General features: G+C 75.5%; 8 protein-coding genes. 6 read left to right on the forward strand and 2 right to left on the reverse strand.

Annotated features, from left to right (window positions below; all coding sequences use genetic code 11):
- Positions 1 to 4: 4 nt before the first annotated feature.
- Complete coding sequence (locus ACIG5E_RS28935) at positions 5 to 2839, reverse strand: BTAD domain-containing putative transcriptional regulator (RefSeq protein WP_396538222.1); 2835 nt, start codon at positions 2837 to 2839, stop codon at positions 5 to 7.
- 327 nt (positions 2840 to 3166) lie between these two features.
- Between ACIG5E_RS28935 and ACIG5E_RS28940 the strand changes: the two genes are divergently transcribed.
- The 3 genes from ACIG5E_RS28940 (at position 3167) to ACIG5E_RS28950 (ending at position 9028) form a co-directional block, all read left to right on the forward strand.
- Positions 3167 to 3652: a hypothetical protein gene (locus tag ACIG5E_RS28940; RefSeq protein WP_396538223.1), complete on the forward strand. Its 486-nt coding sequence runs from the start codon at positions 3167 to 3169 to the stop codon at positions 3650 to 3652.
- Positions 3653 to 3704: 52 nt separating this feature from the next.
- Positions 3705 to 6389, forward strand: a complete 2685-nt coding sequence (locus ACIG5E_RS28945) for a BTAD domain-containing putative transcriptional regulator (RefSeq protein ID WP_396538225.1) — start codon at positions 3705 to 3707, stop codon at positions 6387 to 6389.
- A 278-nt stretch (positions 6390 to 6667) separates the two neighbouring features.
- Complete coding sequence (locus ACIG5E_RS28950; RefSeq protein ID WP_396538227.1) at positions 6668 to 9028, forward strand: ATP-binding protein; 2361 nt, start codon at positions 6668 to 6670, stop codon at positions 9026 to 9028.
- Positions 9029 to 9056: 28 nt separating this feature from the next.
- Here ACIG5E_RS28950 and ACIG5E_RS28955 read toward each other — a convergent pair whose 3' ends face one another.
- Complete coding sequence (locus ACIG5E_RS28955; RefSeq protein WP_396538229.1) at positions 9057 to 10337, reverse strand: serine hydrolase domain-containing protein; 1281 nt, start codon at positions 10335 to 10337, stop codon at positions 9057 to 9059.
- Between the two features lie 298 nt (positions 10338 to 10635).
- Here ACIG5E_RS28955 and ACIG5E_RS28960 point away from each other — a divergent pair, with 298 nt between their 5' ends.
- The 3 genes from ACIG5E_RS28960 (at position 10636) to ACIG5E_RS28970 (ending at position 15509) form a co-directional block, all read left to right on the forward strand.
- Complete coding sequence (locus tag ACIG5E_RS28960; RefSeq protein ID WP_396538231.1) at positions 10636 to 11619, forward strand: phosphatidylserine/phosphatidylglycerophosphate/cardiolipin synthase family protein; 984 nt, start codon at positions 10636 to 10638, stop codon at positions 11617 to 11619.
- Positions 11620 to 11736: 117 nt separating this feature from the next.
- The gene (locus ACIG5E_RS28965) at positions 11737 to 12645 is read left to right on the forward strand and encodes an alkaline phosphatase family protein (RefSeq protein WP_396538233.1); all 909 of its coding nucleotides are present in this window, start codon (positions 11737 to 11739) and stop codon (positions 12643 to 12645) included.
- Between the two features lie 383 nt (positions 12646 to 13028).
- A complete protein-coding gene (locus ACIG5E_RS28970; protein ID WP_396538235.1) occupies positions 13029 to 15509 on the forward strand; it encodes a BTAD domain-containing putative transcriptional regulator in 2481 nt (826 codons plus the stop codon).
- Positions 15510 to 15556 lie beyond the last annotated feature (47 nt).

Genomic DNA, 15556 nt, shown 5'->3' on the forward strand with positions numbered 1-15556 from the left:
TGTCTCAGGGGGTGCGCAGGCTGAGCGAGGTCTCCAGGCCCGCGGTGAACTCGCTGCGGTAGCCCGCCAGCCGGTCGTGCCGGCGGAAGCGCTCCAGCGCCGAGGCCAGCCGTGCCCGAACCTCCGGCGCGCGGCCCCGGGCCACCAGGTGGGCCGCGTAGGACTGCTCGGTGACGGCGTGCAGGTAGAGCAGGCCCGCCTCCTCGCAGGCGGCCAGCAGCCGGTGCCAGGCGAGGTCCGCCGCGTCGTCCCGGACGGTCGGCGCCAGCGCCTGCGCCTCGGTCAGCAGCGACCACAGGTGCACCTGGGTGACCGGACGGGGCGGCAGCAGCTCCCTGGCCTCCCGGGACCGGCGCTGCGCACCCGCCGGATCGCCGGTCGCCAGGCTCACCCAGCCCTGGTGCACCAGGGCGTCGACCAGCCGCTCGCGGTTGCCGGACTCGACGGCCAGCGCGGCCGCCTCGGCCGCCAGCCGCTGTGCCTCGGTGGAGTCCCCGAGCATCGCGGTGACCAGGCCCAGGGTGGCCAGCGCCCGGACCCGCGCCGAGGCCGCGGCGGGCCCCTCGGCGGACTCGGCGGCGGCCACCCCCTTTCGCGCCGCCTCGGCCGATTCGTGACGGCGCTCCAGGGCGACCAGCGCCTGCGCCCGGCAGTTGTGCAGGAAGGCCACCGCGACCGGGTCGGCGCAGCGCTCGGCCGCCGCCAGGCCGACGTCGGCGCGGGCCAGCCAGTCGGTGAAGCGACTGGCGCCGTAGTAGAGCGAGCCGGCGGTCAGGGCGAGCCGCCAGGCCCGGTCGGGGTGGGTGACGGCGGCCCCGTCGATCAGGGCCCGGACCGCGGGCTCCTCGGTGCGGAACCAGTCCAGCGCGGTGCGGATGTCGACGGCGGGCGGCAGGGGCTGCGGCGGCTGGGCGGGCGCCCCGTCGTCCTCCTGGCCGGGGTCGAGGTAGGAGCCGCAGTGCCGCAGGGCGGTCTGGTAGTGGTCCAGCAGGCGGAGGAGGGCGCGCTCCCGGCGCCGTCCGGACGGTGCGGGCTGTCCGGCGAGCAGGTCGACGCTGAACAGCCGGACCAGGTCGGAGCGGTGGTAGCGGCCGGGGGCGGCGCCGGTGAGCAGGTGGTGGGAGGCCAGCTCGCCGAGTGCCCGGTGGGCGGTCGCGGTGTCGGTGCCGAGCAGTGCGGCGGCGGCGTGGCTGTCCACCTCGTGGCCGGGGTGGAGGGCGAGCAGGGCGAGCAGTTCCGCTGCCGGTGTGGAGAGTTGATGCAGCGTCAGACTCAGCTGCTGTCGCAGCCCGGTGTGCGCGTCGAGCTCCAGGGCGGCCAGCCTGGTCCGCTCGTCGGTGAGTTCGGCGACCAGTTCGGCGACCGTCCAGCTCGGGTGGGCGGTCAGCCGGGCGGCGGCGATCCGCAGGGTGAGCGGCGACTGCTCGCAGAGCCGGACGAGTTCGGCGGCAGCCTCCGGCTCGGCGCGCAGCCGCCCGGGTGTCAGCAGGTGCTCCAGCAGGCCCAGGGCGTCGTCCTCGGGCAGCGCGGTCAACCGCAGCAGGGCGGCGTCCTCGGTGGCGACCAGCTTCTCCAGCGAGCCGCGCGCGGTGATCACGGCGGCGCAGCCCGGCCCCTGTGGCAGCAGGTCGGTGAGCTGGTCGGCGTCGGCCGCGTCGTCCAGGACGACGAGCAGGCGGCGGCCCTTCGTGTGCTCCCGGTAGAGCGCGGCGCGGCCGGCCGGGTCGGCGGGGACGGCGTCGTCCGGGACGCCCAGGGCACGAAGGAAGCGGCCGAGGACGGCCCCGGGCTCGGCGGGCCCGGCCGGGTCGAGGCCGCGCAGGTCCGCGTACAGCCGGCCGTCCGGGAAGCGGTCGCCGGCCCGGTGGGCCCAGGCGGTGACCAGGGCGCTCTTGCCGATCCCGGCCGGGCCGACCACCAGGGCGGGCCCGTCGGTGGCCCGGTCGGGGGCGCAGGCGCGGTCCAGCCACTGGGTCTCGGCGGTGCGTCCGACCAACTCGACGCGCCGGCGGGGGAGTTGCTGAGGAGCCAGATGGCTGGGCCGGGCGGCCGGGGGAGCGGCGGCGGCGACGGCGGCGGGGACGGCCGGGGGTGCCTCCGGGCGGTCGTCCGCCAGCACCTCGGCGAACGCGGCCCGCAGCGCCGGTCCGGGGCGGATGCCCAGCTCGCGGTCCAGCCGCAGCCGGGCCCGGTGGTAGGCGTTCAGCGCGTCCGCGGGCCGTCCGGCCTGGTGCAGACAGCGCATCAGCAGTGCCACCAGCTCCTCGCGCAGCCCGTCCCGGCGGACGCTCTGCTCCAGCACCGCCACCGCCGCCGCACCGGTGCCCTGGCGCAGCCGCAGCCCCGCCCAGCGGAGCAGCGCGGCGGTGGAGGACTGCTTCAGGTGGTCCACGGTGGCGGCGCGCAACGGGGTGTCCGGCAGGTCGGCCAGGGCCTCACCGCGCCACAGTTGCAGGGCCTCCTCCAGCAGCGCGATCGCCTCGTCGCCGGCACCGCGGTCGGCGCGCTCGCCCGCCCGCTCGGCGAGCGCCGTGAAACGCAGTGCGTCCACCTCCTCGGCCGGTCCGCTCAGCAGGTAGCCGCAGGCCCGGGTGTGCAGCTCGAAGGGGGTGTCGGCGAGCACCTTGCGCAGCGCCGCGACATGCCCCTGCACCGCCGCCCGGGCACTGGCCGGCGGCCGCTCCCCCCACAGCAGCTCGCAGAACTGGTCCATGCTGACCACCTGGCCCAGCCGCAGCGCCGGCAACGCCAGGACCGCCCGCCGCTGCGACCCCGCCAGCGTGGCGAGACCGCCCGCCGCGACCTCCAGCTCCACCGGCCCGAGCAGCCGAATCCGCACCAGTAACCCCACCCTCGCCGCACCCCGAGACCCGAAGGCGGCCTTCGGGGTGGAGCAGTGTAGTGCGCACACGTGTCCGGTCCGCACTCGAACGCTCGCAGCCGACGGAGCCGCCACGGGTACAGAGTCCGTGGGGGCGGCGGATGGTTGCCTGCCGACGTCCGGGGCGAGGTTCCGGCGGCTCAGGCCCGGGATCCGCCGCGACACCCGGTCGACCTCGGCGGTGGTGGGCGGGATCGGTCACGGGCCGGGATCGCAGGCCCGCGGGCCGACACCGAGGCGGGAGGTGCGGGGCGCCGTGTCGGGGCGGGCCGATAGCGTGCGGGCATGGACGAGACTCTCGGGAGACACGTGAACGCCCGGTTCGAGCGGCTGGCCCAGCGGGTCCGCGACGAACTCGCCGCCGCCGGACTGCCGGTGGTGGCCCCGGGCCTGGACGACGAGCTGGCCGTCGGTGCGGCGGTACGGATCAGCGCCTGGAACCAGCACTTCGGGGAGGAACCGGAGGTGCTGGTGAGCTGGCACACGAGCCCCCGGCTGCGGAGCAAGGCGATGGCGGACCTGCGGCGGTACGGGGAGCCGACTCCGGCGATCGTCCAGGGCGGTCAGGTCCACCAGGCGATGTCCGCCGCGGTGATCGCGATCCTGTCGGCGGCCGGCTTCACCGTCAGGGGCTCGGGGAACGACTACGCGCCGTTCGACGTGCTGGTCGTCGAGGGGCCGGACTTCAGGACGCCGCCGGTCTGGTCCGACCTGGCGGAAGGCCCGGACCGTATGGAAACGGACCGTACGGAGGGTGAGCCCGCGAAGTGAACCGGCGGCGTCCGGTTCGGCGTACTGTCCCACGACGAGAGGGAAGGGGAGCATGGACATCGAGCTGCTCGGGCCGATGGTGGTCCGGCGGGAGGACGGCACGGTGGCCACGCCCTCGGCGCCGAAGCGGCGTGCGCTGCTGGGGGCGTTGGCGGCACGGCTGAACCAGCCGGTGAGCGCCGAGGAGCTGATCGAGCTGGTCTGGGACGGCGCCGCGCCGCCGACCGCGCGGGCGGCGCTGCAAGGCCATGTCGCCGCGCTGCGGCAGCAGTTGGACGACCCCCGGCTGGTGCTCGGCACCCGCGGCGGCGGGTACGTCCTGGAGGGGGACGCGGACCGGGTGGACCTGGTGCGCTTCGGGGCGCTCTGCGACCGGGCGGGGCTCCTGCTGCCCGATGCGGCCGCCCGGGTGGGGACGGACGACCCGGCGGTTCCGCTGCTGCGCGCGGCTCTCGACCTGTGGCGCGGGCCCGCGCTCGCCGACTGCGGGTCCGCCCTGCTGCGCGAGCGCACCCTCCCGTACCTGACCGACCTGCGGCTGCGGGCCCTGGACCGGCTGGCGCAGGGGCTGGTGCTGGCCGGTCGCGGCGGGGAGCTGGTGGCCGAGCTCACCGAGGCGACGGACGCGCACCCGAGCCGGCAGCCGCTGGCCGCCCGGCTGGTCGAGTGCCTGGAGCAGGCCGGGCGCGGGCTGGAGGCCCGGGAGCGGTACGAGCAGGCGGTCGCCCGGCTGTCCGGCCCGCCCGGGCCGGAACTGCGGCAGGCGGGTGAGCAGTTGGCGCGCCACGCCGCGCCGGACCGCCGCTTCGTCGGCCGCGCCGCCGAACTCGCCCGGCTGCACGAGGCGTTGGCCGTCGCCGCCCGGACGGCCTGCCCGATCCTGGTCACCGGCCCGGCCGGGGTGGGCAAGACCGGCCTGGTCCAGCACTGGGCGGCGCAGCGCTTCCCCGAGGGCGTCCTGCACGCCGACCTGCGCGGCTCCGGCCCGGACGGTCCGCGCCGGCCCGCCGACGTCCTGGCCGGCTTCCTCACCGACCTCGGCGTCGCGCCGGAGGCCGTCCCCGCCGGGCTGGAGGAGCGCGCGGCCCGCTACCGCGAACTCCTCGCCGACCGCCGGATCCTGATCCTGCTCGACGACGCCGCCTCGTACCGGCAGCTCGCCCCGCTGCTGCCCGACCGGCCCGCGGCGACCAGCACCGTCCTGGGCCCGGTCGCCGTCATCACCAGCCGTGACCGGCTGCGCGAACTGCTGCTCCACGAGGACGCCCTGGTGCTGCCGCTCGGCCCGCTCGGCGCCGAGGACGCCCGGGCGCTGCTCGCCCGCGGACTCGGCCCGGACCGCCCGGCCACCGACCCGGAGACGGCCGCCGAGCTCGCCGACCTCGCCGAGCGCTGCGACCATCTGCCGCTCGCCCTGCGCCTGGCCGCCGCCCGGCTGGCCGCCCGCCCGGACTGGTCTCCGGCCGACCTCGCCGCCGAACTCGCCGACGAGCAGACCGGCCTCGCCGCCCTGGCCGGGGTCGGTGCCGCGCGCGGCCCGATCGGCGTCGGCGCCGCCCTGGACCGTACGTACCGGACCCTGCCGCCCGCCGCCGCCCGGCTGTTCACCCTGCTCGGGCTGCACCCGGGCGCGGAGATCGACACCGCCACCGCCGCCGCGCTCGCCGACCTGCGGCCGGCCGCCGCCCGCCCGCTGCTGACCGCGCTCGACGCCGTCCACCTGCTGGCGGAGACCACCCCGGGCCGCTACGCCCGGCCCGAACTGGTCCGCCGCTACGCCGCCGGACAGGCCGCCGCGCTGGACTGCGAGGAGCGGTTCGGCGCCCTCGACCGGCTGATCGCCCACTACCTGGAGCTCACCGCCCCGTGGGTCGGCGAGGGCGGCGAGGCCCCCCGGCTCCCGGCGGCCTGGTTCCGCCGGGAGGAGAGCGCACTGCGCGCCGTCGTGCTCTGCGCCGAGCAGTACGGGCGCACTGACGCTGCCTGGCAACTCGCCCACCGGGTCAGCCTGTTGTACGAGCGGTCGGACGAGCCCGGCGGCCAGGACCAGGCGCACTGGCGGACCGTCGCCGAGATCGGGCTGCGCGCCGCGCACGCCGACCGGGACGAGGCGGCCCTCGCCCGGCTGGGCACCGACCTCGCCGTCCTGCATGTGCGCCGGGCGGCCCACCGCACCGCCCTGGAGCACCTCGACACGGCGGCCGCGGCCGCCGACCGGGCCGGGGACGCGGTGCTGCGCCACCACTGCCGCAGCCGGGTGGCGGCCGCGCTGGTGCGGGCCGGGCAGTACGACCGGGCGCTGCCGCTGCTCACCGACCTGGTGGCCGCCGCCCGGATCCCGGCCGCCGGGCACCTGCTGGTGCGCGCCCTGACCGATCTCGCCGAGGCCCTGGTGCTGCTCGGCACCCCGGAGCGTGCGCTCGCCCACGCGGACGAGGCGGTCCGCACGGCCACCGCCCGTGCCGCCGACGGCCGGCCGGCCGTCGGCCGCCCCGACGGTGTCGAGACGGTGCTGGCCACCCACAGCCGGGCCCGCGCCCTGCACGCCCTCGGCCGCCGGGACGCCGCGCTGTCCTCGGCCCGGCTCGCCGTCGCGCTCGGCCGCACCGTCGGTGACGCCGCCGTGGAGGCGCGCTCGCACGGGCTGCTCGCCGACCTGCTGTTCGAGCTCGGCCGCAGCGTCGAGGGGGCGGAGGCCAGACGGCAGGAACAGGCGCTGGCGGCGGCGGAGCGCTGAGCACGGGCACCGCGCACGGGCACTGAGCACCAGGCACTGAGCACCGGGCACTGAGTACTGGTGCACAACTGCCTCCCGCGCTGTCGGCACAGGCGGAACTATCGGCGGTTCCGGCGCGCGGAACCAGTTGCCGGGCCGCCCCCGTCCCGGGCATCCCCGCAGGCGGAGGGCGGGTACGCGCGGTACTTCCGCCGGGGCATACTTCTGCCTGAGGGGAACTGCCCGGCACGGCGCCCGGCAGAACTGCGAAAGTACGGAACCAGGGGCGGGGCGGGGACATGACGGTGGTGAGCGGAACCGGGGAGTTCGGCCACCTGCTGGCCGGGCATCGGGTGGCAGCGGGTCTGACCCAGGAGGACCTGGCCGCCAACGCGGGGATCAGCCTGCGGGCCCTCGGGGACATGGAGCGCGGCCGCACCCGGGGACCGCAGCGGCGCACCGTCCGGGCGCTGGCCGCCGCCCTGGGCCTGGACGGCGCGCAGACCGCCGCGCTGGAGGGGGCCGCGCAGGCCGGCCGGCCCCGGGGCGTGCGCCAGGTGCCGCTGCAGGGGCAGGCCGTACGGCCCGTCGGCCCGGCCGTGCCCGTACCGGAATCGGCAACGCCCGTACCGGAATCGGCAATGCCCGTACCGGACGTTGCCGGAGAGCCCGCGCCCCCCGGCGCGCTCGCCCTCCCGCGCGACCTCGCCGACTTCACCGCCCGCGAGCAGGCCCTCGCCGAGCTCGCCGCCCTCACCGCCGACGAGCACCCCGCCCACCCCCGGGTGGTGCTGATCAGCGGTCAGCCCGGCCTCGGCAAGACCACCTTCGCCCTGCACGCCGCCCATTCGCTCGCCCCTGCCTTCCCGGACGGCCAGCTCTCCCTCGACCTCGGCGGCATGGCCGCCACGCCGCTGTCCGCCCGCGAGGCCCTCGGCCAGGTGCTGCGCGCCCTCGGGGTGGCGGACGGCGCGGTGCCCGCCGGGACGGAGGAGCGGGCCGGTCTGTTCCGCGCCCTGGTCCGCGACCGCCGGCTGGTCCTGGTGCTGGACAACGCCGCCGACGAGGGCCAGGTGCGCCCGCTGCTGCCCGGCTCCGGGCCGGCCGTGACCATCGTGACCAGTCGTCACGCCCTGCCCGGCCTGGAGGCGGTGCACCGGCTGCGGCTCGACGTGCTCTCCCCGGCCGAGGCGTCCGCACTGCTGGCCCGGATCGCCGGGCCGGAACGGGTCGAGGCCGCCCCGGACGCGGCCGCCGAGCTGGCCCGGCTCTGCGGCTACCTGCCGCTCGCGCTGCGGATCGCCGGGCAGCGGCTGGTCGCCCGCCCGCAGCAGCCGGTGGCCCAGCTGGCGCGTCAGCTCGCCGCCGAGGAGAACCGCCTGGACCTGCTGGAGACCGGGGACCTGGCCGTTCGCCCGGCCTTCGAACTGTCCTACCGCAGACTGCCCGCCGAATCCCGACTGGTGCTGCGCCGCTGCGCGCTGACGGCCGGGGCGGACTTCACCGCGGCCGTCCTGGCCCGCTACGCGGAGCTGTCGGCCGCGCGCACCGAACTGGTCCTGGAGCAGCTGGTGGACGCCGGCCTGGTGCAGCCGGCCACCCCGGAGCGCTACCGGCTGCACGACCTGGTGCGGCTGTACGCGGGCGAGCGCCTGGCCGCCGACGAGACTGCCGAGGCCGTCGCCGAAGCCCGTACACAGGCCGGGAGTTGGCTGCTGCGCGAGGCGGCCGCCCACGGCCTGCGGTTCGACCCGGACCACGCCGCGGCCGACGAGGCCGGGCCCGCCTACGACCGGTCCGTCCCGCTCACCGAGGCGGCGCGCTGGCTGGAGGAGGAGCACCCGGAGTGGCTGGCCGCGCTGTACCGGGCGCAGCGGGAGGGTCGCCACCGGGAGGTGATCGACACCGCCGAGGCCATGCACTGGTTCTCCGACCGCCTGGTCAGCTGGGACCTCTGGGGCGAGGTGTTCCAGCTGTCGGTGGACGCGGCCCGCGCGAGCGGCGACCGGCAGGCCGAGGCGGTGCACGTGAACTACCTGGCCTGGACGTACGTCACCTGTCTGCACCGCTACCAGCGCGGCATCGAACTCGCCGGTGAGGGCCTGGAGTTGGCCCGCAGCCTGGGCGACTACGAGCAGCAGGGCTGGGCGCTCACCTACCTCGGCACCGGGCTGCGCCACCTCCAGCGCTACCGGGAGGCCGGCGAGAGCTACCAGCGGGCGGCGGAGGCCTTCGCCGAGGTCGACAACCGGGCCGCGATGATCGGCCGGCTGGTCACCCTGCGCGGCGCCGCGACCTGCCTGCGCCACCTGGGCCGGGCCGAGGAGGCACAGGACTCCCGCCGCCGCGCGCTGGCGCGCGCCCTGGAGCTGGTGGAGCGGTGGTCCTCGCCGCTGATGCACCTGCTGGCGGCCATGACGGCGCACGAACTCGGCCAGGACCGGGCGGCGTTGAAGCGCTGGCCGGCCGCCGAGAAGGCCTACCGGCAGGCGCTGGTCCACTACGAGGCGATCGGGCGTCCGGACAGCATGACCAAGACGCTGACCGAGCTCGGCACCGCGCTGATCGAGCAGGGCCGCGCCGACGAGGCCCGGGAGATCCTCACCGAGGCGCTCACCGACCTGAGCGCGGACGGCCGTCACGGCCGGGGCCCCGTGTAGCGGGGCCCCGGGCCGCGGCGCGAAGGGGTCAGATCCGGGTGTCCTCCACCACCGGCAGCCCCTGGTCACCCTGGTCGTCCTGGCCGTCCCGCGCGGCCGGGGCGAAGGCCGTCCGGGGCGCGGCCGCCGGCTTCTTCCCGCAGAAGGCCGGCTCCAGCGCGTTCATCAGCCCCTGGGTGACGGAACCGTTGTTGGAGGCGTTGGCGAAGACCACCACCGAGCGGTGCCCGTCCGGGGTGGTGAAGGACTGGGTCTGGTAGCCCTGGACGATGCCGCCGTGCCCGTACACGTCCCCGCAGGACAGCGAGATGCGGCGCAGCCCCAGCCCGTAGGAGATCTTGGCGGTCGGCGTGGGCAGCGCGGCCTCCATCTGGCGCAGCGAGTCGTCCGAGACCAGCCCGCCGGAGCTGCCGGCCATCAGCGCGGTGAGGAAGGTGTCGAGGTCCTCGGCGGAGGAGACGACCGCCCCGGCGCTCCACACCCAGGAGCCGGTCTGCTCGGTGGAGTCCAGCAGCGGCTTGCTGCGGTCGTCGTTGGTGAGGTAGCCGGTGACGTGGGCGCCCGCGATCCGCTGGTCGGGGACGACGAAGGAGGTCTGCTCCAGGCCGAGCGGCTCGATGATCCGCTCGCGCAGCACGTCCGCGTACGGGCGGCCGGTGAGGTGCTCGACGGCGAGGCCCATCAGCACGAAGTCGGTGTTGGAGTAGGAGTAGCGGGTGCCGGGCGCGTACTGCGGGCCGTGCTTGACGGACATCGCGACCAGGTCGGCCGGGGCGTACACCTTGGTGCGGATGCGGGCCTCGAAGGCGGCGGTGGTCTCCTCGCCGGGCTGCTCCAGCAGGTCGTCGGTGTGGTCGTAGATGCCGGCCCGGTGCTCCATCACCTGGCGGCCGGTCATGTTCCAGCCGTCCGGCAGGGTGCCGGCCGGGAGGTAGTCGCGCAGCGGCTTGTCGAGGTCGATCCGGCCCTGCTGCGCCAGCTGCATCACGAGAACGGCGGCGAACACCTTGCTGTTGCTGCCGACCCGGAACCTCCACGTGGAGTTCATCGGCGTCCCGTCCAGGTTCGCCCTGCCGACGGTCAGCGAGCGGGTCCGGTCGTCGTCGCCGTGGTCGCGGATCACCGCGAAGGCGCCCGGGGCGCCCGCGCCGGTGGTGGCCTGAAGTGCGCTGAGCACCCCGGCGGTGTCGGGGGTCGGCAGCGTCGCGCCGTGTCGGTCGGCGGCCAGGGCGGGCACGGTTCCGGTTGCCGCCAGGACGGCGGCGGTGGCGGCCACCGCGAGCGGACGCAGAAGGCTGGTCTTCGCCATGTTCCTCGGCTCTCTCGTGAGCTGACGTGGTGTCGGATCGTGTCGATCGGTGATCACTATCACGGGTTCGGGCGGCTGGTGGCAATGTGAAAAGGATCGCCCGAATTGTCCGTTGCCGGGTGGATTCGCCTGACGCACCGTTCGTTTTCCGGGCCGGGGCCAAGGTTTTACCTCCCGTCGTCTACCCGCGTTGACCGCGCCGCCCGCATGCTGTTCGGGCGCTCGCTCCGCCGTCCGGTGGCCCCACCGCGCCGGACCTCCCCCTCCGCGGCTTCCCCTCACCGACCATGGAGTCCCCATGCCCCTGGCCACCTTCGCGCGCCGTGCCGGCGCCCTGCTGCTCGCCGGTGCCGGCCTGATATCCGCCACCGGCACCGCCCACGCGACCGGCACCTACACCGCCGTGGTCTTCCCCGACCAGAGCCACGCGATGGTCTACAACCTGATCAACTCGGCCACCAAGACCGTCGACGTCACCATGTACGAGCTGCGTGACACCACGGCCGTCAACGACCTGATCGCCCGTCAGCGGGCCGGCGTCAAGGTCCGGGTCATCCTGGACGGCCGGCACACCTCGGTCAACGGTTCCGCCTACAACGCGCTGAAGGCGGCCGGCGTCGGCGTCACGTACTCCTCCTCGGCGTTCGTCTACACCCACCAGAAGACCGTCACGGTGGACGGCGCCACATCCCTGATCCTGACCGGGAACCTGGACGCCACCTACTACTCCAGCAGCCGCGACTACGCCGTCGTCGACACCGACGCCAACGACGTCAACGCGATCGAGCAGGTCTTCGCCGCCGACTACGCCAAGACCTCGATCACCCCCTCCGACGGCGACAACCTGGTCTGGTCGCCCACCGACTCGCAGGACCGCCTGCTGGCGCTGATCAACGGCGCGCAGACCTCCCTGGACGTCGAGGAGCTGGAGTTCGGCGACCCGGCCCTGGTCGACGCGATCACCGAGGCCGCCAACCGCGGCGTCACCGTGCGCGTCGTCGGCATGGACCCCAGCTCGTACGGCTCCTACTTCGACCAGGTCACCACGGCCGGCGCCAAGGTGGTCACCTACTCCTCGACCACCGGCCTGTACATCCACGCCAAGGCCATCGTCGCCGACTACGGCACCTCCACCGCGAAGGTGTTCGCCGGCTCGGAGAACTTCTCCGACAACTCGCTGAACAGCAACCGCGAGCTGGGCCTGATCGTCTCCGACGCCGGGGTGCTCAGCACGATCGAGTCGACCTTCGCCACCGACTTCGCCAACGGCACGCCCTACTAGGGTCCGTCCGGCGGATCCTGCCGGACGGGCGCTGATCCGTTCGGCGAGAGCACGACAGTCCGGCACCTCCCGTTCCGGGCGGCCCCGCGGGGCCGCCCGCCCACCCGAGGACCTGTCATGACTTCGTCCGCGAAGCCCCTGAACGACTCCCCCCGCCCCCGATCCCGCCGCACCGCGACCGCGCTCGGCTCGGCCGTCGCGCTCGTCGCCGCCTCCGCCGGGCTGTGGGCGGCCACCGCCACCACCGCGCAGGCGGCCGGGCTGCCCACGCCCGACCACATCATCGTCGTGGTGATGGAGAACCACTCCTACAGCCAGATCATCGGCAGCAGCAGCGCGCCGTACCTCAACAACACCCTGAAGGCGGGCGGCGCCAGCCTCACCCAGTCCTACGCCATCACCCACCCCAGCGAGCCGAACTACTACGCGTTGTTCTCCGGCTCCACCCAGGGCCGGGTCGACGACAGCTGCGTGACGGTTGGCGGGTTCCAGGCCCCGAACCTGGCCTCCGAGGTGCTCGCCGCGGGGAAGACCTGGGCGAGCTACAACGAGTCCCTGCCCGGCCAGGGCAGTACGGTCTGCAGCAGCGGCAAGTACGCGCAGAAGCACAACCCGTGGTTCGGCTTCGGCAACGTGCCGCTGAACAGCGCCATGACCTTCGCGCAGTTCCCGACCGACTACACCACCCTGCCCAAGGTCTCCTTCGTGATCCCGAACCTGTGCAGCGACATGCACGACTGCTCGATCGGCACGGGCGACACCTGGATCAAGAACAACCTGGGCGCGTACGCCACCTGGGCGCAGAGCCACAACAGCCTGCTGGTCGTCACCTTCGACGAGGACAACAGCCTGTCCGGCAACCGGATCCCGACCGTGGTCTACGGCGCCCATGTCACCCCGGGCAGCAGCTCGGCCACGACCTACAACCACTACAACGTCCTGCGCACCCTGGAGGACCTCTCCGGGGCGAGCGGCCACGCGGGCAACGCGGCGACCGCGACGGACATCACGGGCATCTGGAACTGACCTTCCGCGAGCAGGAGTTGACCGGGACCGGCGGCCGCTCGACGGCCGCCGGTCCCGCGAGTTCCCCGGCCCGCACGTGGACGAGTTCGGCACCTGCCCGTCCTGGCCGGCCGCGCCGCCCCCTCCGACCTGCGCGGCGACCTCACCCCCGCCCCCGCACCAGGGGACGCCGACCCACGGCGTCCCACGGCGCCGTGAGACGCCGTGGGACGCAATCACTCGGCCAAACGCGGTGCTCCGCCCGCAATGCCGGGGTACGTTGACCCGCGCATGAAAGATCAGCATCCCGCCGGGCCACCAGGCCGGAGCGGGCATGGCACGGCCCGACATCCACGGCCCGACCGGCCGGTGGACGGGCCGGGCACGGGGAGGGGGATCACGTGGTGCAGTACGGGATTCTGGGGCCCTTCGAGGTCCGGTTCGACGACGCTCCGGTGGTGGTGCCGCGCCCGCGGCAGCGCGCCGGACTGGCTCTGCTCCTGCTCAACGCCAACCACCCGGTCAGCATCGACCGGATGGTGGACGCCCTGTGGGCGGACGCACCGCCGCGCACCGCCCGCGCGCAGGTGCACACCGTCGTCTCCACCATCCGGCGGGCCCTCCCGCCGCAGGCCGCCCAGGCGCTCACCTTCGAACCGGCCGGCTACCGTCTCGCCGTACGGGACGAGGACCTGGACGCGGCGGAGTTCGCCGCGGCGCTGGCCCGCGCCCGGGGGCTGGCCGGGGACGGCCGGGCGGAGGAGGCGGCCCTGGGGCTCCGGCAGGCGCTGGCCCTGTGGCGCGGCCAGGCGCTGAGCGACATCGACGCGCCGTTCGCCGCCTCGGCCCGGGCCCGCCTGGAGGAGGAACGGTTCGCCGCCTACGAGTTGCTGGCCGACCTCGAACTGGCGCTGGGCCGGCACCGCGAACTGGTGCCGGAGCTGACCGCCCTGGTCGGCGAGTTCCCCGCCCGGGAGTCCATCGCCGAACGGGCCGCCAACGCGCTCTACCGCTGCGGACGGCAGGCCGACGCGCTCGCGGTCGTCCGCACGACCAGGGAGGTGCTGGCCGACGAGTACGGCCTCGACCCCGGGGAGCGGCTGCTGGAACTGGAGCAGGCCATCCTCCGGCACGAACTGCCCCTCGTCCTGCCGTCCCGGGCCGACACCGCCGATCCGGCCCCGGTCGACACCGCCCCGCTGGAAGCCCCGCAGGAAGCCCTGGAGAGACCCCCGGCCCCCTCGGCCCCGGCCCAACTCCCGCAGGTCACCGGTGGGTTCGTCGGCCGGCTGGAGGAGATCGACCGCCTGGCCGAGCTGTCCGGCGCCGGCCCCGGCAGCAGCCGGATCACGGCCGTGACCGGTCCGGCCGGCGTCGGGAAGACCTCCCTCGCGCTGCGCTCGGCCCAGGACCTCGCCGCGCACTATCCGGACGGCCAGCTCTTCGTCGACCTGCACGGCTACGACCAGGACGAGCACGAGCCGCCCGCCAGGGTCCTGGAACGCCTGCTGCTCGCCCTCGGCGTTCCCGGCCGCTCGATACCCCATGACGCGGACCTGCGGGAGGACCTCTACCGGTCGACCGTCGCCGGCCGCCGGCTGCTGGTGGTGCTCGATGACGCCCGGGACTACGAGCAGGTCCGCCCGCTGCTGCCGAGCTCGCCGCAGAGCTTCACCGTGGTCACCAGCCGGGGCAAGCTCGGCAGCCTGGTCGCGACCACGGGCGCCGTGCCGCTGCGGCTCGGCGTCCTGTCGCCGATGGACTCGGTCGAGGTGCTCGGCCGGATCGCCGGACGGGACCGGGTCGCCGGGGCACCGGAGGCCGCCGGGGAGCTGGCCCGGCTCTGCGGCGGACTGCCGCTGGCCCTGCGGATCTCGGCGGTCCGGCTCGCCGAGCGGCCCGAACTGCCGCTCTCCGGCCTCGCCGAGGAACTCACCCCCGAGGACGAGCGGCTCACCGCGCTGAGCCTGCCGGACGGCGAACTGACCGTCTCCCGGGCCCTGGAACACACCTACCGGCGCCTCGGCCCGGACGCCGCCCGGCTGCTGCGGCTGCTCGGCCTGCACCCGGCCGAGTCCGTGACGGAAGCCGCCGCGGCCGCCCTGCTCGGCTCGGCGGACACCCCGCTCGGCGCCTCCGGGGCAGCGGCCCGGCCGCTGCTGCGGATCCTGGAGTCCCTCCACCTCATCGAACCCGCCGGCCCGGGCGGTCGCTACCGGATGCACGACCTGGTCCGGCTGTACGGCCGTCAGCTCGCCGCCGCGGACCCGGCCGGGTCCGCGGCGGCCCGGGCCCGGATGTTCGATTGGTACATCACGGTCGCCGACGCCGCCCAGCGGCTGCTGGCCCCGGCCGGCCACCACGTACCGGTCGAGCCCCGCCACCCCTGGCAGGGCCCGTACCCGTTCGAGGAGGCGGGCGCGGCGCGGGACTGGTTCCGGGCCGAATCCGGCAACCTGCTCGCCCTCACCAGGCTCGCCGCCTCGCTCGGCGACCACCACGCGACCTGGCAGCTCGCCACCGTGCAGCACATCCACCTGATCGGCAGCCACGGCCTGGACCCGCTGGTGGAGACCCAGCAGCTCGGCGAGCGCGCGGCCGTCCTGGCGGGCCACGATCTGGCCGCCGCGACGCTCGCCGGCAGTCTGGGCATCGCCTTCGCGATCCGGCGCGACGCCCGCGCCCGCGAGTACCTCCTGCGGGCCGTCACCGGCTTCCTCGCCCTCGGCGACCTGCGCCGCGCCGCCGGCACCCGGCTGTACCTCGGCGGCCTGGACGACGAGACCGCCCACCGGCTCTGCCTCGCCGCCCTCGGCCGCCTGGGGAGCGGCGACGAGGAACGCCTCGCGCAGGCCGTCCAGGACCGGCCCGCCGAGTCGGCCTGACCTCGCCGGGCAGGAGAAAACCGCAGCTGGCGACGGGTGGGGCGGAC

The organism is Kitasatospora sp. NPDC053057 (assembly GCF_044546945.1).
Taxonomy (GTDB): Bacteria; Actinomycetota; Actinomycetes; order Streptomycetales; family Streptomycetaceae; genus Kitasatospora.